Annotated in this window: 13 protein-coding genes; 8 read left to right on the forward strand and 5 right to left on the reverse strand. The window is 53.1% G+C overall.

From position 1 onward, the window contains the following. Positions 1–474: 474 nt before the first annotated feature. Positions 475–1,707, reverse strand: coding sequence for a multidrug effflux MFS transporter (locus CX650_RS19560; protein ID WP_444544689.1), 1,233 nt, complete (start codon positions 1,705–1,707; stop codon positions 475–477). 549 nt (positions 1,708–2,256) lie between these two features. Between CX650_RS19560 and CX650_RS19565 the strand changes: the two genes are divergently transcribed. Next, positions 2,257–4,044, forward strand: coding sequence for a SulP family inorganic anion transporter (locus CX650_RS19565; protein ID WP_101096789.1), 1,788 nt, complete (start codon positions 2,257–2,259; stop codon positions 4,042–4,044). A gap of 55 nt (positions 4,045–4,099) precedes the next feature. Here CX650_RS19565 and CX650_RS19570 read toward each other — a convergent pair whose 3' ends face one another. Beyond that, complete coding sequence (locus CX650_RS19570; RefSeq protein WP_226683985.1) at positions 4,100–4,804, reverse strand: glutathione S-transferase; 705 nt, start codon at positions 4,802–4,804, stop codon at positions 4,100–4,102. Positions 4,805–5,086: 282 nt separating this feature from the next. Between CX650_RS19570 and trhO the strand changes: the two genes are divergently transcribed. The 4 genes from trhO to CX650_RS19590 all read left to right on the forward strand — a co-directional run bounded on the left by trhO (position 5,087) and on the right by CX650_RS19590 (position 10,584). Further along, entirely contained in the window at positions 5,087–6,067 is a 981-nt protein-coding gene (gene trhO, locus CX650_RS19575; protein ID WP_039033453.1) for an oxygen-dependent tRNA uridine(34) hydroxylase TrhO, read from the forward strand. A gap of 299 nt (positions 6,068–6,366) precedes the next feature. Further along, entirely contained in the window at positions 6,367–7,869 is a 1,503-nt protein-coding gene (locus tag CX650_RS19580) for an alkaline phosphatase family protein (protein ID WP_071475843.1), read from the forward strand. 14 nt (positions 7,870–7,883) lie between these two features. After that, positions 7,884–9,521 (forward strand): alkaline phosphatase, encoded by a 1,638-nt coding sequence (locus CX650_RS19585; RefSeq protein ID WP_101096790.1) that lies wholly within the window; start codon positions 7,884–7,886, stop codon positions 9,519–9,521. Positions 9,522–9,792: 271 nt separating this feature from the next. Next, on the forward strand, positions 9,793–10,584 hold the full coding sequence (locus tag CX650_RS19590) for a hypothetical protein (protein WP_189484301.1): 792 nt from the start codon (positions 9,793–9,795) through the stop codon (positions 10,582–10,584). 50 nt (positions 10,585–10,634) lie between these two features. On the opposite strand, the gene ppx is transcribed toward CX650_RS19590, so the two are convergent. Then, positions 10,635–12,125: an exopolyphosphatase gene (ppx, locus tag CX650_RS19595; protein ID WP_268248575.1), complete on the reverse strand. Its 1,491-nt coding sequence runs from the start codon at positions 12,123–12,125 to the stop codon at positions 10,635–10,637. A gap of 19 nt (positions 12,126–12,144) precedes the next feature. Further along, complete coding sequence (gene ppk1 / locus CX650_RS19600) at positions 12,145–14,277, reverse strand: polyphosphate kinase 1 (protein WP_373297513.1); 2,133 nt, start codon at positions 14,275–14,277, stop codon at positions 12,145–12,147. A gap of 467 nt (positions 14,278–14,744) precedes the next feature. Between ppk1 and yegD the strand changes: the two genes are divergently transcribed. After that, on the forward strand, positions 14,745–16,118 hold the full coding sequence (yegD, locus tag CX650_RS19605; protein WP_039033360.1) for a molecular chaperone: 1,374 nt from the start codon (positions 14,745–14,747) through the stop codon (positions 16,116–16,118). Between the two features lie 29 nt (positions 16,119–16,147). Then, positions 16,148–16,636 carry a CreA family protein gene (locus CX650_RS19610; protein ID WP_039033359.1) on the forward strand — a complete coding sequence of 163 codons (489 nt, stop codon included), beginning with the start codon at positions 16,148–16,150 and terminating at the stop codon, positions 16,634–16,636. 126 nt (positions 16,637–16,762) lie between these two features. On the opposite strand, the gene CX650_RS19615 is transcribed toward CX650_RS19610, so the two are convergent. Further along, positions 16,763–17,182, reverse strand: coding sequence for a hypothetical protein (locus CX650_RS19615; RefSeq protein ID WP_071475839.1), 420 nt, complete (start codon positions 17,180–17,182; stop codon positions 16,763–16,765). Between the two features lie 639 nt (positions 17,183–17,821). On the opposite strand from CX650_RS19615, the gene CX650_RS19620 reads away from it, so the two are divergent. Further along, entirely contained in the window at positions 17,822–19,999 is a 2,178-nt protein-coding gene (locus CX650_RS19620; RefSeq protein ID WP_039033357.1) for a prolyl oligopeptidase family serine peptidase, read from the forward strand. Positions 20,000–20,124 lie beyond the last annotated feature (125 nt).

Consider the following 20,124-nt stretch of genomic DNA (forward strand, 5'->3'; position numbering starts at 1 on the left):
GATAAGATACCGTTACGGTAAACAGTAACTTTTACAGCGACGGTTATCGCTCTAATCCAAGCCGGAAGGGTAGTTCCGGCCAGCTGTCGACCCGGCCCTGGGGGCTCACCTCCCTGTAGGGAAGGGGTCTCTGTCACCAATGGACAGAATTTCATCATATTGGAAAGAGAGAAGTTTTCAAGCCCCTGGAAGCGGCTTTTTTATGAGCATGAATAAATTTCATTTTTGCCGCCGAAAAGCGGCCTTGATTGCGGTAGGTTATTGCGAAGGTATAATTTGTTATGTATTGAATTAATTATGTTTTATTATTAATTGAGGATGTTTTTAGACTTTAGTCTAAAGCGCTGCCGATTCTATGTGTATGACCCCAATCTTTGAAAAATTGTGGTTCTTGGGGGGGCGGAAAATCGACAAACGGCGTTTTTCGCTCAAGCGGTTTCAAACGCTTGAGCGTGATTTACCGCCAGCTTTATTTTAGGAGCCGGTACTGCGACATTCGGGCGCAGGGCGGCGACTGACAGCGAACTGGCACAGCCCCACCAGTAGCACAGAGGCCAGCATCAGCGCGGCAAAGGGCACGGCAGTCCCGGTGTAAAACAGCGCCAGCAGCGGCCCTGCCAGAGCACCAAAACCAAACCTCAGGGTGCCGATAACCGCGGTGGCTGTGCCGGTTTCCTGCTGAAACTTCATCAGTACTATGGCGTCGGCGTTAACCGACATTACTCCCAGGCATCCCATTAGGGGGATCAGCATGGTCACGGTAAAGTGGTAACTCAAGTCGAGCAGGTTCACCAGTAACAGCCCGGCAGCGGCAATACTGCCGAGCATAGTGGCGGCAACTAGCATGCGTCTTGAACCATAGCGACCAACAATGCGTGAGTTGATAATATTGGCCAGCATCAAGGCGCCTACGTTGGTACTGAATAGTATGGCAAACAGAGACTTATCCAAGTTAAATACCGACATATAGACAAACGGCGAGGCTGTCAGGTAGCAGAAAAAGGCGAATGAAGTCAGCACGCCGCTGCCAATATGCAGCTTGACCCCGGGCCGGGTAAAGACGGTGGCATAGGCGCCAAAGAATGACTTGCGGCTGCGCTCGGCGCCTTGCATATCCGATGGCAAACGCAGTTTCAGCAATACCAGTATGAGCAGCAGCAGGGCATAGCAGGCTAGGATAAAGAAAATCAAATGCCATTCACCCAGCTCCAAAATTAAGCTGCCGATGGACGGTGCCAGCAGCGGCGCCAACATCATTATTAGGCTGACATAGGACATGCCCTTGGCCGTATTGTCACCATAGACCTCCTTGATATAGCCGGGGATTACCACGGTAGCGGCGGCGCCGATAAACGCCTGGAAAAATCTGAGGCTTAAAAACATTTCTATCGTTTGCGACAGCGCCAATCCCAGGCTGACCAACATAAATCCCGATAGGCCAATGATCACCAAAGGACGACGGCCGAAGCGATCGGCCAAAGGCCCAAAGGTAAGCATACCCAGAGAATACCCGGCCAGATACAGGCTCAGAGACTGCTGTACTGTCGTGATATCGGAATGGAAACTCTCGGCTATGGTAGCCATGGCCGGCAGATACATGTCGATGGCCAAAGGCGTTATCGCCACGATGGCCGACAGCATGGGAATAAGCAAGGCCAGATGCAGCCCTTGGGGCGTGCGCCTGGTTATCTGGGGTTGGGTATCCAATTTAACCTCATTATATTGGCCAAAAAGCATTGGATGCTTGGTCAGGAATGTGACTCGTGCCACGAAAAGGGGCTGGGGGTTTATGTTAAGTCGTGGCGCCCAATAAGGGAAGGTGCAAATAAGTCCTCGTGGCACTCTCTTTTGTAGAGAGTGGCTTGCACAGCAATTGGCGTTCAAGGCATCTGACTGAAGGCATGCCGGGGCCTGTCGAAGTCGGATAACGCAGAAAGCCGGTTGCTGTGAAAGCCCCGAAGGGCGTGGCTTACAGGTCTGCCTGCTGTGTTGTGCTTCTTGCAAAGGACTAGGCCATTTGCTGCGAACCACGCCTTGCATCCAGGCCCGTAAGCCGACGCAGAGCACACATGGGACTTGTTTGCGCCTTCCTTAGCCAATCCCCCAGAGTCGTTTCTTTACATTACTGACAAAGGAAGATGGAAAAGTGAATAGTGAGAATATTTTATTTCGCCCTGGATGACTTCCTGGCATAAGCTCACTACATTATCCACTCAGGACAGAATGCGCTTAAATTGACGGAGTTGAGTGCTGAATATGCGAGTTAATTTTCCACAATGGAACACCAGGGAGTCGCTGACTCAATTACTTCCAGGGCTGGCAGGATTACTGCATTACCAAAAAGAATGGTTGCGGGATGATCTGCGCGCCGCCTTGTCGGTAACCGCGGTGGCCTTGCCTGTAGCTATCGCCTATGCCCAGCTTACCGGGGTCAGCGCCGTTGCCGGGCTATACTCCTGTATTTTACCTATGATGATTTATGCTTTGTTTGGTACATCGAGGCAACTGATAGTGGGGCCGGATGCCGCAACCTGCGCCGTGATAGCCGCTGTGGTGACGCCACTGGCCGCCGGCGATGCCAAGGTGCACTGGCAGTTGGTGATGACCATGACCCTGATGACGGGCGCCTGGTGCCTGCTGGCCAGTCGCTTTCGGCTCGGGGTGCTTGCCGAGTTTCTCTCACGGCCGATTTTGATGGGACTGCTCAACGGGGTGGCGATAACCATTATCGTTGGCCAGTTTTCGAAGATTTTTGGCTTTAGCTTTGACTCCCGCTATTTGCTGGAGCGCCTGGCTGGCGGCGCCGAGTATCTGTCGCGCACTCACTGGCCAACATTGGGCATGAGTCTGGTCACCTTGCTGGTGTTCCTGCTGGTCAAGCGTCTGCGGCCGCAATTGCCTGCTTCTATGGTAGCGATAGCTGTGGCCGGATTATTGGTATGGCTGCTAGATTTGCAGCAGTATCAACTGGCGGTGGTCGGCACTATTGAAGGCGGTTTGCCGGAGTTTCAGGCACCGGTATTTGACTTGGGGCTGAGTCGTGAATTGGTGATGCCGGCGCTGAACCTTGCCATGGTGAGCTTTGTCTCGATGATGCTGACGGCGCGCAGCTTTGCCGCCAAAAATGGCTACGACATAGATCCCGATAAGGAGTTTCGCGCGCTTGGATTTGCCAATATCGCCTCGGGTTTGTCCCAGGGGTTTGCTATCAGCGGCGCCGATTCGCGCACCGCGGTCAATGATGCCAATGGTGGCAAATCGCAGCTGGTTTCTGTGATAGCGGCGCTGCTGATAGCCCTGGTGGCCCTGTTCCTGACTGCGCCGCTGCAATATATCCCTTCGGCGGCGCTCGGGGTGGTGCTGGTTATCGCATCACTCTCTTTGATTGATATCAAGGGGATCTGGAAGCTGAGAAAGCGTGACAATGGCGCCTTTACCCTGGCGCTGATCACCCTGTTGGCCGTGCTCTTTATCGGGGTGATCCCGGGGATCACCCTGGCGGTGCTGCTGGGCTTATTCCAATTTATCCGGGTAGTGATGAAACCCTCGGAGCAACTGCTCGGTGTCGATCGCAAGGGGGTGCTGCGCAGTATCGACCGCAGTGACAAGGCCACGGCGATCCCGGGGATCATGATTTACCGTTTCAACTCACCCTTGACCTATTTCAACGCCGGTTATTTCAAACGCCAGCTGCTGCTCAGGTTAAAAGAGCAGCCCGAGCCGGTGGACTGTGTGATAGTCGATGCTGTGGCCTGTTTCAGTCATCTGGATATCAGTGTGATGGCCATGATTGCCGATTTGGCGCACCTGTTGAAGCGCCGCGGCGTCAGTTTGGTACTGGCGGGCCGTAAACGTCAACTACTCAGCTGGTGTGAAGCCAGCGGTATAGATTTGGCGGAGGATGGTTTGATCATCAGGCCTGATTTGGCCTTGGCGGTGCGTATGCATCAAAACTATAAACAAGCGGTCGCTGAAGGCCAGGCACCCGAAGTGCGGCGTTTGGCCGGCGATGATACCAGCGCCCCCAGACCGTCACACCTGTAAAACCTGGCGGGATCCCGACAGCACGCAAACGCCTGCCCGGATTACTCGGCAGGCGCTAAAGAGGCTGTTGCTCGCCGCTTTCCAGCCACAATGGTTTGGGTTTCATGGCGCGGATAAACCAGGGGTGCTCGAGCCAGGCCTGCAGCCATTGATTAAGACAGGGCAGGGGGGCTGCATTGAACCTGGCTCTATCCACATGGGCAAATTGGCGCACAAAAGGGAAGATGGCGAGATCCGCTGCGCTCATACGCCCGAGCAACATGACCTGCTGTTGTTGCTCTTTTTGCCCCTGTAGCTTTTGCTGCCCGAGATGTTCTTGAGCCTCAGCCAGCCTTTGCTCCAGTGGCAGCAAGTACAGGAGCGCTTGCTCGAAATAGCTTTGCTGGCTGAACTCAGGGTAACGGTCAAAGTATTTGTATCTGTCCAGCAAGGGCTTGAATGCCCTGTCATTGGTCGCTATCAGGGTTGAGATAAGGTTTTCTTCCTCAGGATTTTGCGGCAGCAATGAGTGGGGGTCGGCTTGTGCCAGTGCCCAGAAAAGGATATCCAGGCTCTCGTCCAGTACCCTTCCATCAGCGAGTTGCATCACAGGCACAGTGCCTTTGGGCGATAGTTCCAGCATCTGCTGCGGCTTATTTTTCAGCAGAATTTCCCGCACTACAACAGAGTAGTCGGCGGCAATTAAGCCCAGTCTGGCGCGCATGGCATAGGGGCAGCGGCGAAAGCTGTACAGAATAGTTTGACTGCTTACTTGAGTCACAAGAGTCCCTTGGAATTCAATGAAAACAGCCATTGTAGGAATCACTCGGGTGGCAGGCAAGGTTGCTGTTCATAACCGCATGTAAAGGATTAAACCGCTACTATATGGCGGCCTGCTGCAGGAATCGCTGAATAACCCTACTTTTGCTGTCTATTTGCGCTACTGTGATTGGGATAGAATGGCGCCCCCATTTTGGGAGGCAAATCACTTAAGAAAAGTTTCAGAAGGTGACGCCGTTATGCACTGGAAATTAGGTTCCAGCCAGCAGAAGTTGAGGTAATGATGTCCAAAATAGTTGTATGTGCTTTATATAAGTTTGTTTCCCTGCCGGATTATGAGGCTTTGCGTCAGCCGTTGCTGGAAACCATGGAAGACAATGGTATTCGCGGCACCTTGCTGCTGGCTGCCGAAGGCATTAATGGCACTGTGGCCGGCTCGGAAAACGGTATCAATACCCTGATGGCCTGGTTGGACGCTCAAAATGGTCTGGATAATATCGTCTCCAAGCGCTCATTTGATGAAGAGATGCCGTTCTATCGCACCAAGGTCAAACTCAAGAAAGAGATAGTCACCATGGGGGTGGAAGGCATAGATCCCAGAGAAGTGGTCGGCACCTATGTCAAACCTCAAGACTGGAATGCGCTGATCTCCGATCCCGATGTGTTGCTGGTTGATACCCGCAACGACTATGAAGTGCAAATTGGTACCTTCAAGAATGCCGTCAATCCCGAGACCGAGACTTTCCGCGAGTTCCCGGAATATGTGAAGCAGCAGTTGGATCCGGCCAAGCACAAGAAAGTAGCCATGTTTTGCACCGGCGGGATCCGCTGTGAAAAGTCCACTGCCTACCTTAAGCAACAAGGCTTTGATGAGGTATATCACCTCGAAGGCGGGATCCTCAAATATCTGGAAGATGTGCCCGAAGAGCAGAGTCTGTGGCAGGGAGAGTGCTTTGTTTTCGATAACCGGGTTTCAGTGGATCACCAGCTGCAAAAAGGTCAGTACGATCAGTGTAATGCCTGCCGGATGCCGATAACCGAGGCCGATAAGCAGAGCCCGGCCTACGAGCAGGGGGTCAGCTGTCCCCATTGCATAGATAAGCTGGATGAAAAGCAGCGCCGGCGCTTTATCGAGCGTGAGCGACAGATGCAACTGGCCAAGCATCGCGGTGAGGCCCACATAGGCGCCGATGTCAAAGAAGTGATCCATAAGCGCCGCGAGCAAAAACAGCGTCAGAAAGAGCAGGCCAAGCAAACGTCCTGATAGCGCTAAGAAATCTAATCATCGAAGGAGCCCATTGGCTCCTTTTTGATATGCAGATGATTTAGGTGCCTCCAGTCATTATGGTTTTTCGATACCGGAACAAACAGCAGCCTTTCCCCACTCAATACCCATTCAGGTTTCTTGGCCAAAAAAAACAGCTTTTTCTTTAATTTGTGCCGTCCAGACAAAGCCCTTCACATAACTGCAATCTTGATTAACCAAATCTGTCATCTGGATCTTAGACAATCAGGCCGCTCTACCTTTACTTGCGACCAATTTACTTCAACCCAATACGGATGATGAAAGTGATGAAAAATAGATTAGCTGCGTTGATCTCTTGCAGCCTGGTAAGCATGGCGGCCAACAGCGCCGTGTTACCCAGTGTTCAAACTGACAGCCATTGGTATAAGGAAAGCGCTCAGCGCGTGTCAGACAAGGCTACATTAGAATCAAAAGCAAAAGCCAAAAACGTCATTTTGTTTGTCGGTGACGGCATGGGGATCTCCACTTTGACTGCCGCGCGTATCTTCCAAGGACAGCAGATAGCCGGTAACCAGGGCGGTGAAGAGAACTTCCTGAGTTTTGAGAAGTTTGATCATACCGCATTGATCAAGACCTATAACACCAACCAGCAAACACCGGACAGTGCCGGCACCATGACGGCCATTGCGACTGGGGTAAAGTCCAAAGCGGGGGTGATTTCGGTATCCGAACAGAGCCTTCGTGGCAACTGCCTGTCATCCAAAGGTAATGAGCTGGTGACTCTGGTGGATCTGGCCAATGCCAAAGGCTTATCTACCGGTGTGGTGAGCACTGCACGTATCACCCACGCCACCCCGGCAGCAACCTATGCCCATAGCCCGGAGCGCGACTGGGAATCTGACGCCAAGCTGCCTGCCGAAGCGGTAGCCAACGAGTGTAAAGATATTGCCTACCAGATGGTGATGCGCGATAAAGACAATGCCCTGTCAGTCGCCCTGGGCGGCGGTCGCCGCGCCTTTATTCCTGAAACCGTGACTGATGGCGAGAACAAGAAAGGGCAACGTAAGGATGGCCTGGACTTGACCAAGGCTTGGGTCGACAACCTGGACAACGCCGCCTATGTGTGGAACAGCACGGAGTTTGACGCCATAGATGCCGGCACCACAGATCACCTGCTGGGCTTGTTCAACTCCTCCCACATGGAATATGAAGCGGACCGCGCCGATGATGTGGGCGGTGAACCTTCATTGACCCAGATGACAGCGAAATCCATCGAGATTTTGCAGAAGAACGACAAGGGCTATCTGCTGATTGTCGAGTCGGGTCGTATCGACCATGGTCACCACGCCGGTAACGCCAAGCGCGCCCTGGCCGATGCGGTGGAACTCTCCAACGCCGTTAAGGCGGCGGTAGAAAACACCAACCCGGAAGAGACGCTCATTCTGGTCACCGCCGACCACAGCCACGTGTTCACCATCGCAGGTTATCCGAAGCGGGGTAACCCCATTCTTGGTCTGGTACACGGCGTAGACGGAAACCTTTCTACTGCCCTTGACGGTAAGCCATACACTACCTTGGGTTACACCAATGGCCCGGGCGCCGTTGTGGGGAACCGTGACGACCTAACCTCTGTGGACACTCAAGACAAAGACTTTATCCAACAAGCTCTTATTCCTATGGGAAGTGAAACCCACGCCGGTGAAGACATCAGTCTGCACGCCACAGGCCCCGGCGCCAATCTGGTGCAGGGTGTAATGGAGCAGAACGTGATTTTCCACATTATCAATCAAGCCCAAGAGCTTGGCGGTACTAAGTATTAATTGGGAGCAAGGAAATGAATAAGAAATTACTGGTACTGTCTTTGGCCGCGATTCTCGGCTTGGCGGCCTGTGGAAGTGACGGTGACAACGGCAAGGACGGCAACGCAGGCACTCCGGGCACAGATGGAAGCAACGGCAGTGACGGAAAAGACTGGACCGCCGTTAATCAATGGTATGTCGATGGTCAAAACCGCGTCACCAAGGCGTCCAATATGAGCAATAACACCCAGGCGGGTGCGGCGAAAAACATCATCTTGTTTGTCGGTGATGGCATGGGCGTTTCAACTGTGACTGCGGCGCGGATCCTCGATGGTCAGCTCAAGGGGCAAACCGGAGAGGAAAACTCACTTTCCTTTGAGACTCTGCCTTATCTTGGCCTGGCCAAGACTTATAATGTCGATGGTCAAACCCCGGATTCGGCCGGCACCATGACGGCCATGGTCACCGGGGTGAAGACGGACGTTGGCGTGATCTCACAGGCTGAAGGTGTTGAGCGCGGCGTTTGTTCTTCCACCAGGGGTCAAAACCTGGTGACTTCGCTGGAACTGGCCGCCATGGCGGGTATGGCTACAGGTGTGGTTTCGACCGCACGTATCACTCATGCTACCCCGGCTGCCACTTATGCCCATGTGCCGGATCGCGACTGGGAAGCGGACAGCAACTTGCCGGCCGAAGCCGTCAGCAACGGCTGTAAAGACATTGCCGCCCAGATGCTGGACTTCAATAACGGCAAAGGGATCAATGTGGTTATGGGCGGTGGTCGCCGCGCCTTTATTCCCAACACCACTATCGATCCAGAAGGCAAAGCGGGTAAGCGTAACGATGGTCGCGATCTGACCGCCGAGTGGTTGTCTCAGTACTCCAATGCCAGTTACGTTACCGACCGCGACAGTTTCCTGGCGATGGATACCGGCACCACAGAGCATGCGCTGGGGCTGTTTAACTCCTCTCACATGGAATATGACTACGACAGAGTCGAGGCAGGCGTTACCGGCGAGCCTTCTCTGGCAGAGATGACGGCCAAGAGTATCGATATTCTGAAAAAGAACGACAAAGGCTTTGTCCTGATCGTTGAAGCCGGTCGTATCGACCATGCTCACCATGCCGGTAATGCGGCCCGCGCCCTGTACGACACCATAGCCTTGTCTGAGGCGGTACGTGTCGCCATGGAGAAGACTTCGGCCAATGACACCTTGCTGATGGTTACTGCTGACCACAGCCATGTGTTCACCATCGCCGGCTATCCGACCCGAGGTAATCCTATCCTGGGTCTGGTGAAGAGTAACGACGCCAACGGTCAGCCGTCGGTCACCAACTCTACCGATGCCAACGGCATGCCTTATACCACTGTTGGTTATGCCAATGGTCTGGGCTTTGGCTCGCTGGCGACCGGTGGCGATGAGCGATACAACTATGCCGCCGAGCCTGGTCGGGTGGATCTGAATTACATAGACACCCAGAGTGTGGGGTTCCATCAGGAAGCATTGGTGCCGCTGGCAAGTGAAACCCATGCCGGTGAAGATGTGGCCATCTTCGCTCGCGGCCCGGGTGCCAGCCTGGTTCAGGGTACGGTTGAGCAGAACCACATCTTCCATGTGATGAACTTTGCCGGTGATTTGGTCAATAAGGCCGAGGCCGCCGCGGCGCAATAAAGTTTAGCGTTTCGCAGCCTGATGCCCCTGCCTGCCTCTAGTTTCAGGCAGGGTGCCAGGCTGCTTCTTTGGTTTTAGTCTTTTGTTTTAGAGTCATATCAGTAGGTTTATTATGTCCCGTGTAACATTCAAGCCAGCGTTTCCCTTTTTTTCCCGCGTAGCGCTTCATATCGCTCCTCGCACAGCTCATTGCACAGCCCCTCGCGTTCTTTGTCGCCCACTCACGTTTTCACTCGCTTTGGGGCTCACAGCTTCGCTGGGGCAGTTTGCCATGGCCAATACCCAGTCTGCCAGCAACCAGCCAGGCAGCCAGGAGCACGCCCATGTCAAAGCGGGCGGCTCAATTGGCAATGATGCTAATGTTTGTGCCGCCAAACCCGGCCGTTTTCAAGCCAGCTATCAGATCACTGTTGGCAGTGGTGAGCAGGCCAGGCAGCAGCAACTGATCCTGACGCGCTTTGACGATACCATCATCTATCAACGCAGCCCTGTCAGCTATGAGGCTTGGCATAAAAATGGCGAGTATGTGCGTTATTTCCCCCAGGAGAAACGCTCTATCAGCTATCGCCGCGGCGATCTCTTGGCGCTGAACATTCGCACCGATCTCGATAGGCAGTTTCATCTGATATCGCCTGCAGCCTTGAGTCGATTTGAAAAGGGCCAAAGCCTGCAAGATAGCTGCTTCACCCGTCAGAGCTATTCCTTTAAGAGCAAGGGTCATGACGAAAACCATAGTCACGCGAACAAAAGTGCCGCTAACGAGCCGCAGTCTATGCAACTGAGCTGGATAAGTGAGCTGGAACTGCCGGCCGAGATGACCATCACTCAAGGTGAGCAGCATATTGTTTATCGGCTCAGCAAACTGACGCCTGTGAGCCAGGAGAGTTTCAAGCGGCTTACTTCAGGTTTCCAGGATCTCGACTTTGCCGATGTGGGCGACAGTGAGTCTGACCCTTTTATTGCCAAGATGATCACCCAGGGCTTTATTCAACATGGCAGCTCAGGCTTCTACTCGGCAGATGGGCAGCAGCTTGAAGGTGGGCATCACAGCCACAGTCATTGATTAACCCCAGCCATTAATTGACCACAGTTACGGATATAAGAAGAGCCTAGTCACACATCGGCATAACTTATCTGCAGCTCAAAGCCCAACTGGGCGAGCTGCTTTTGCTCCCGCTGCAAGTCTTTGGCAAACAGGCTGATACGTTGACGCGGTTCGGGCAGGCTTATCTGCATCCCTGTTGCCGTGGGTTTTACCCGGGTGATTTTCAAGCTGCGGGCGATACGGCCGAGATTCAGCAGTACGGCGAGCCGCAGCAGCGCCATTAGGCGGATGAGGCGTAATTTCTGAGCGGGCTCCAGTTGTGCCAGCGCCTCCAGGTTGGGTTTCTTGCGCTGGTTGCCAATCAGCAGTGCCAACAGCTGTTGCTGCTCTTGGCTGAAACCGGGCAGATCGCTATTGGCTATGATGTAGGCACCGTGTTTGTGGTGAGCGCGGGAGTTGATATGGATCCCTATCTCATGCAGTTTCACCGCATGTTCCAGCAGGGCGCGCCAGGACTCGAGTTGCCAACCGTCGGCCACGGCATCAAACAGCTGTTTGGCCGAAGTGGCCACCTTGGCGGCATGGTTCAAGTCCACATGATAGAGTTTGGCCATGCTTTGGACGGTGCGGCCGCTGACATCACCGAATTGGCTGATCCCGGCAAGTTCGTAAAGTACGCCTTCGCGCAGTGCCCCTTGCGCAAACTGCAACTCGGTGACCGGCAGCCTCTTGAAGAAACTGATCAAGATAGCCAGCCCAGCCGGTAGCAAAGGTGCACGTTTGCTGTCCACCTGCGGCAGTTCAATCTGATCCACATGACCCCAGCTGAGCAACTGCTGTTTTAACTGCTTGAGCCTGGGCAGAGTGATGGTTTCATCGTTGAAGAAGTGCTGCATCGCTTCGCAGATGGCCTTGACACTGCCTGAGCTGCCGAGAGTGAGGTCCCAATGGCCGCTGAAATATTCCTTGGCCAGCGAGGCAAACTGTTTATCGGCCGCTGCCTGGGCGGCGCGAAAGTTCTCCAACGTCAGCTTACCGTCGACAAAGTATTTCTGGTTATAACTGACGCAACCACAGCGCAGGCTCGAGAGTATCTGCGCCTGAGTCTTTTGGCCAAGCACCACTTCGGTGGAGCCTCCACCGATATCTATGATGAGGTTGCGCTGTGCCAGCTCCTGGCTGTGGGCTATGCCCTTGTAGATAAGGCGCGCCTCTTCATGGCCGGATACCACTTCGACCGGGTAGGGCATTATGGCCCTGGCGGCCTCGATAAAGGCCTCACGGTTACGGGCAACTCTCAGAGTGTGGGTGGCCACCAGTCTGACTCTGGCCTGATCCAGAGTAGAAAACCTGAGGTTGAAATCCTTGAGGCAGGCGAGACCGCGCGCTATGGCGTCATTATCCAGTCTGTTGTCCCGATCCAGCCCCTCGGCCAACTGTACCAGACGTTTCTCTTTGTGCAGGATCTGAATGCTGCCATCCTGCTCGCGGGCTATCACCAGATGAAAGCTGTTGGAGCCCATATCCACGGCGACAAAATGCTTGGGTGTTGCAGTCAAGGTGGTCCTCATTTTGCTATTACTTCGGTTCCTGGGGTTTGGTCAGATCCAGTTGCCGCTGTTTTTCGTAGTTGCCCAGATACTGATGTATGGCTATCTGGGATCTTACCTTACGCTTGTTACCCCGCTTACGGTAGGGGTTGGATTGATCTTTGTTGATCACCCGCGCCTTGATGTTGTCGGCAAATTGCAGCGCCAGGGTATCGAGGATCATCTGTTTGAGAGCGGGATCATAAACCGGAGTGCTGACTTCAATACGGTTATCGATATTACGTCCCATCCAGTCGGCAGAGCAGAGAAAGAGTTTGTTTTCGCCGCCTGAGTGAAACAGCATTACCCGCGAGTGCTCGAGGAATCTGTCCACTATGCTGAAGACCTCAATATTGTTGCTGATCCCGGGAATATTGGGAATAAGCGCGCACATGCCGCGAATAAGCAGACGGATTTTGACGCCGGCGCTGGAAGCCTCGTACAGCTTTTGGATCATCGCCTCATCCACCAGATTATTGAGCTTGAGGGTGATGGCGGCCTTGATGCCGCTTTGGGCATTGATGATCTCCTGCTCGATAAGGCCGGTCAGCTTCTGGCGCGCATTATAGGGAGAGACTATCAGGTGCTGGAAATTATCTCGTCTGTAGGGGTGCTCAATCAACTCAAATACCTGTTCTATCTCGGCGGTAATTTCCTGATTGGCGGTAAACAGCGAAAGGTCGGTATACACCCTGGCCGTGCCCTCGTTAAAGTTGCCTGAGCCAATATGGCCATAGAGTCGAATGGCGCCGGCTTCTTCGCGGCCGATAAGGCACATCTTGGCATGAACCTTCAAACTTGGGATCCCATGGTGTACCTTGACACCGGCCTCGGCCAGCACCCGACTCCACTCGATATTGGCCTGCTCATCGAAACGGGCCCTGAGCTCAATCACAGTGGTGACCTGTTTGCCGTTCTTCACCGCATCTATCAGCGACTGGATGATATGGGACTTTCTTGCGACCCGATAGAGGCTGATTTTGATGAACTTGACGGCAGGATCATAGGCCGCCTGGCGCACCAGCTCGGTAAAGTGGGAAAACTTGTGATAGGGGTAATAAAGCATGATATCGCCGCGGCGAATGGCGTCAAACTTGTTGGCACAGACGCTGAATCCGGCCGAGTCCAGTGCCGGAAGCTTGTCGTTTTCCAGGTATTTGCGCCCTGGATTGGGAAAGCCGATAAAGTCCTTGAAGCTGTGGTAACGGCCGCCGGGGATCAGGCACTCGGTATTGGAGATATTCAGCTGCGCCGTAAGCATGCTCAGCATATGCTCCGGCATCTCTTTGTCATACACCAGACGTACCGGCTCGGCAGTGAGGCGCTTTTTCAGGCCCTTGGTGAGCTTTTCCAGTTGGCTCTGTTCCAGCTCATCGGTGAGATCGAAGTCGGCGTCGCGGGTCAGCTTCATGGAGAAGACTTCGATCTCTTCATATTCGAAGAAAGGGGCGAATAGCTCATCGACACAGTGCCTTATTATGTTATCGAGCAAGATCAAATGCTTGCGGCGCTTTGAGGTTTCTGCCGGCAGTTGGATGAAACGTGGCACATTCTTGGTGGGCACTTCCACCAGGGCGTACTGACGTTTTTCCCGGCTGTATAGGCATACCGCCAGATAAGTGGTGTCATCGTTGAGTTGTTTGAACAGTTCGGAACGGTTACTGAGGATAAGCGGAGTGATGTGGCGCTTGAGCTGATCCTTGAAGTGCTTTTTCAGCCATTGGCTATGAAAGTCGCTCAGTTGTTTCTCATTGATGAGAAAGATGCTGTGTCTTGCCAGTTCCCGCATTAACTCGCCGTAAATCGCATCGAAACGCTCTTGCAGTATCAAGACCTTGGTCTGGATCTTGGCCATCAAATGGCGACTGGAGTTGCGACCTTCCTGCAGGCTGGATAACAGAATCGAGCGGCGCACCGCAGCAACCCTAACCCGGAAGAACTCATCCATGTTGTTGGAAAATATGCCCAGAAAGCGAACCCGTTCCACCAGAGGAACCAGAGGATCGGCCGCTTCCTGCAAGACTCTTTCATTGAAAGACAGCCAGGAAAGCTCCTTATCCAGAGAAAATTTTTCGACGGACGGTGACACGGCAAAGACTCCTCGTGAGCAGACGCCGGGCATAGATAAAGCCCGGTAGATATACAATAACACTCCGATATCCGCTTGTAATCAGAGAATAAAGGCGGGGCGCAGTTTCAGGGTTTTACGCTTTTGGGGCCCGGCTCAGGTTTGAATTCGGGGTTGCGCCGGCGCTAAGGAAGGTGCGAACAATTCCCATGTGTGCTCCGCGTCGGCTTACAGACCTGGATGCAAGGCGTGGTTCCAGCAAATGGTTTTAGTCCTTTGTCCTTTGCCAGAACGCAAGAAGCGTTCCCTAAGGGTAGAGCGAATTTATGTCGAAAGAATGACAATCCCCCACTTTGGTCAAAGAGAGCGATATTGACGATTGGGTTTTCTGCCCTGCTTATGCTATGTTGCGCTCTTTTTTCTCGGCCGGTTTCCTGGCCGGGAGCGGGCGCTGAGGCTTTGTCTTCAAAGCAAAAAGCGGCGCCCTGGCCACTTCGAGCCAGCGAAAGCAGGAGGACGGAATGTTTGCAGGTTTTGACTATGGCAGTGCCAACTGCGCTATTGGCGTGATGGAGGAGGGCCAGACCCGGCTTTTGCCTCTGGCCGAGGATGGCAACTATATGCCGTCGACCATTTATGCCATGGAGCGGGAACTCATTTCCGAATCTGTGCTGCAGCGCTTGCCTTTGGCGGCCCAGGCTGATTTCAAACCCAAACGCGCCGCCGAGTTGAGTCGCGCCAGAATCGCGCGCTTGGAGCTGGATTTACTTGCCAATGAGCAAGCGGTATTCATCGGCAATCAGGCGATTGAAACCTATATGGAGATGCCGGAAGAGGGCTTCTATGTTCGCTCACCCAAGTCATTCCTTGGCGCTTCGGGCCTGCTCAGCAATCAGATGGCGTTGTTTGAAGATATCGTCACCTTGATGATGCAGGAAATTCATACCCGGGCGCAGCAGAGCCTGAAACAGGCGATTTCCCAGGTGGTGATAGGGCGCCCGGTTAACTTTCAGGGCATTGGCGGCGAGCAAAGCAACAAGCAAGCCGAGGCTATTTTGACCCAAGGGGCCCGGCGCGCCGGGTTCACCGATGTGGCCTTTCTGTATGAGCCTATGGCAGCTGCCCTTGAGTTTGAGTCGACACTCACCCGGGAGCAGCGGGTGCTGGTGGTGGATATTGGCGGCGGCACCAGCGACTGCTCGTTTGTGCGCATGGGGCCTGAGCTTAAAGACAAGAAAGATCGCAGTGACGACTGCCTGGGCCACAGTGGTCAAAGGGTAGGGGGTAACGATCTGGATATCGCCCTGGCGATGGCCGGTTTTATGCCGCACTTGGGGCTCGGCAGTGCGCTGATCACAGGCAAGCCTATGCCAAGGCAGCCTTTCTGGAATGCGGTCGCCGTCAACGATGTCAGTGCCCAGCGGGAATTCTCTGCCTTGAGTAGTCGCAAGTTGATTGAGGAGCTGCAACGGGATGCCAAAGAGCAGGCGAAACTTGCGCGCTTATTGAAGGTGCAAAAAGATCAGCTGGGTTATCGTTTGGTGCGCAGTGCCGAGCAGCTTAAAATCGCCCTGAGTGACAGTAAGCAAGCCGCTATGGATATAGGTTTTGTCGAAGCGCCCAAACCGCAGCCTTTGATGGTGAATGTTGATGCCGCCACCTTTGTGGCCGCCATCGATGAATCGCTTGAAACTGTGCACAAGCTCATCACCCAGGCTTTGGCGGAAGGGGGATGTCAGCCGGATGTCATTTATCTCACAGGTGGCAGCGCCAAGAGCCCGTATATTACCGAGCAGATCCGCGCGCGTTTCCCGGATGTGACTTTGGTCAGTGGCGACCACTTCGGCTCTGTGGTGGCCGGCTTGACCCGTTGGGCTGAGCGCCTGTACCGTTAAATTGCACTTTAATTGAAAGAGGATTCTTCATGGCACTGAAAAAAACGCCACTCTTGGCCGCCTTGGTTGCTACTGTGGCGACAAGCTTGCTCGCCGGATGTGGCGATGATGTCGGTAAGGTCAGCCTGGGCGTATTCACCACCAAAGATGTGATCATAGATGCCAAGACAGATCCCAAACTGCCCGGTGTTACTTGCCATATCAGCCGCATAGAGGCCAATTTGGATTTTGCCGATCCATCTGATATGAGTATCAGCTGTCGCCAGACCGGGCCGATAACCAAGGCGCAACTGGCCGGTATCGAACTGGGTAAGAAGGGCGAGATAGTGTTTACCGAGTCCTTGAGCATCTTGTTCAAAAGCCTCAAGGTGAGGCGTATCTATGACAGTGAACACCAGACACTCCTGTATCTGTCTTATTCCACCAAGGAAACCAACGGCAGTCACAAGCACGCCCTGTCCACTGTGCCGCTGTGGGGAACCGACGCTTACGAGCCAAGGTCACAGGCGCTAAACTGATAATTCCGGGGGCAGATAAGAATCACCTGGGAATAGGCTTATTCTTCTTTTTCATTGCATTGTCATACACAGAGGCGGTGATGGTTAGAAGGAGACTTAGTCTGTTCCTTGTTCAGCTAGTCTGAATTAATTAGAGTCAAGGATATCAGCCCTTTGATTCTGCTTTATGCCTCGCCATAGCAGCTGACCACCGAGTATCAGCACCAACATAATCACGGGCCCACCGACAGCATAATCGTTCAAGGCGATCATCGGCGGTAACTGGGCCGTGTCTTGGTATGATGCATCGGAAACTATGATCAGAAGCGCCAAACCTGCTGCCGCCAACAAGGCGATACCGCTTGAGCGGCGCCAGTTACGGCGGCGGTTGAGAAAACCGGCGAGGGTGAGACTAACAGCCGCCAGCAAGGCACCAAAGATAACCATAAAGTATTTTGCCGGTTGTTGCTCCGGCAGGCTCTGGAAGGCACCAAAAATACAGACATAAGCCGAAAATGCGCCAACCAGCAGTAATAGGTGAGCAAACAGTAAACGTAGCAGTGACATACGGGTCCTTGTTGTCTTTGGAAAAGTTGATTTCAGAGCTAGGTGCCGTATCCGCGGTGTGGCTCAGCAAAGCGCGTAGGGCTTATAAGGTTTTGCAAATCAAACCTTCAAAAAGAGATTAAAACATAAAAAAAAGCCCGCTTGAAACAAGCGGGCCGCAAAAAATAAAATCATTGCAATCAACAAATTGAAGGAAGGAAGTCAAGCATAAGAACCAGGGAAAACTGCCATGAAAGCTACACAACAGTTTTAAAGTTCTTGGTTTTCATATTTACCGGGGTAAATACTTCCTGAAAACGAGGCATATTTTAGTGACAGAATGTGTCAGCAACAAGCGAGAAAAACTACGTCATGAGATAAATAAAACTAATGTCACAAAGGTGATGTAAATCACGTAAATGCAGTTATAGCCCGTGTTTCGCTTCTTTACTCAATGTGGCTGCATAAATCTGCAATTTATATAATTAATCCTTGTTGCCGTTTTATTAACATTTGTCATTGTTCAATCCTTGCACAGATTGTCATTTGACGATTGTGTCGGTTTTTTTTGCTTGTATAGTACTTTGCAAGTCGCTGCGTTTGCATTTTTTGCTAAAACGCCGCTGTACGCCTCTTTATTTAGTCGGACAGGAAGTTTCCATGACAATAACTACAAAATTGGCTCGCCCTATGCTGTTGGCTGTAGGCTTGAGCCTGGCGCTCGGCGCCTGCCAGAGCACAGATACCCCAAATGGCCAGAGTTCGCTGGCTGCTGTTAAATCCCAGTATCCGGCGACCCGCGCCGAAGTGCTGGTTGAAAACATTCACGGTGTTCAGGTTGCCGATCCTTATCGCCACCTGGAAGAAAGCACCCCGGAAACAGAAGCCTGGGTTAAGGCTCAGCAAGCTTTTGGACAGGAATATCTGTCGGCTATCCCCAACAAACAGGCGGTAGTCGACAGGATCACCACCCTGTGGAACTACGAAAAAATCTCTGCCCCTTTTGAAAAGGGTGACAACACCTTCTACTACCGCAATGACGGCCTGCAGGCCCAGTCAGTGCTCTATGTTAAAGACAAGCAGGGGAATGAGAAGGTGTTGCTGGATCCCAACGCCTTCTCCGACAAGGGCACAGTTGCCCTGTCAGGTGTGTCAGTGAGTGACGATGGCAAGGTGCTGGCCTATGGTGTCTCTGAGTCCGGCTCCGACTGGCAACAGTGGCAGTTTATGGATATTGCCAGCGGCAAGCTGCTCAGCGACAAACTGGAGTGGATCAAATTCTCCTCTGCCGTGTGGGATCACGCCAATGAAGGCGTATTCTATGCCCGTTATGATGCCCCGGCCGGCGGAGACAAGATGGCCGATGTCAACTTCAACCAAAAGGTTTACTACCATAAGCTGGGCACAGATCAGAGCCAGGACAAGCTGGTTTATGAAAGACCGCAAAACAAGGACTGGGGCTTTGGTATTGGAGTCTCTGAAGACGGTGACTATCTGTTGCTGTCCATCTCCCAGGGAACCGACAGCCGCAACCGCTTCTTCTATAAGTCACTCAAAGATCCAAAAGCGGAAGTGGTCGAGCTGATTTCCGAGTTGGAAGCCGAGTACAGCTTTATCGGTAACGACAAGTCAGTGTTCTACTTCAAGACAGATCTCGATGCCCCCAACGGCAAAGTGATTGCGATAGATTTGCGCCACCCGGCCAAAAAAGACTGGAAGACAGTGATCCCTGAGACAAAGGACCCTATCGCCAGTGTTGGTATCATCAATGATCACCTGGTGGTGAGCTCACTGCATGACGTGCTGGGGCAGCTGTCCATCTACTCCATGGGCGGCGTCAAGCGCCAGGACGTGACTCTGCCGGGTAAAGGCAAGATTGCCGGCCCATACGGCAAACGCAGTAAAGACTACTTCTATTACACCTTCAACAGCTATGTGCAGCCGCAGACCACCTATAAGTTTGACTTCAAGACAGGTGAGTCCGAGCTGTACCAGAGCCCTAAAATCGCCTTTAATCCGGATGATTACGTATCCGAGCAGGTGTTCTACACCAGCAAGGACGGTACCAAGGTGCCCATGATGCTGTCCTACAAGAAAGGGCTGAAGAAAGACGGCACCAACCCGACACTCCTGTACGCCTATGGTGGTTTTGCCATCTCCATGACCCCAAGGTTCAGCCCGGCCAATATCGCCTGGTTGGATATGGGCGGCATCTATGCTGTGCCCAGCCTGCGTGGCGGCGCCGAATATGGTGAGAGCTGGCACCAGGCAGGTATGTTCGACAAGAAGCAAAATGTGTTTGATGACTATTTTGCCGCTGCCGAATACCTGCTGGATCAGGGCTATACCAATAAGAGCAAACTTGGCGCCTATGGCCGCAGTAACGGTGGCCTGTTGATGGGGGCCGCCGTAACCCAAAGACCGGATCTGTTTGCTGCCGTACTGCCCGCCGTAGGGGTACTGGATATGCTCAGATTCCACAAGTTCACCATAGGCTGGGCCTGGACCAGTGAATATGGCAGTGCCGACAATGCCGAGCAGTTCCCGGCGCTGCTGGCTTACTCGCCATATCACAACGTCAAGTCTCAGGCTTATCCTGCGACTATGGTGATGACAGCCGATCATGATGACAGGGTGGTGCCGCTGCACAGCTTCAAGTTTGCCGCCATGATGCAGGCCAAGCAGCAGGGGGATCAGCCGGTTATCATGCGTATCGAGTCCAATGCCGGTCACGGCGCAGGTAAACCCACGGCGATGAAGATAGATGAAGCGGCGGATATCTTCACCTTCCTGTGGCACAACTTTGGCTTGACCCTGCCGAGTAAAATCGACGGTTAAGCTTAAGTTAAGCCTTGAAAAAATAAACTGGGGCCTGCGGGCCCCTTTGCTTTTTCCGCCATTCACAAGCGGATTGTGGATAAGGTATAGTAGGCCTCACTTTTGGCGCATTAAAAGCAAGTGGA

This window comes from Shewanella indica (assembly GCF_002836975.1).
GTDB lineage: Bacteria > Pseudomonadota > Gammaproteobacteria > Enterobacterales > Shewanellaceae > Shewanella > Shewanella indica.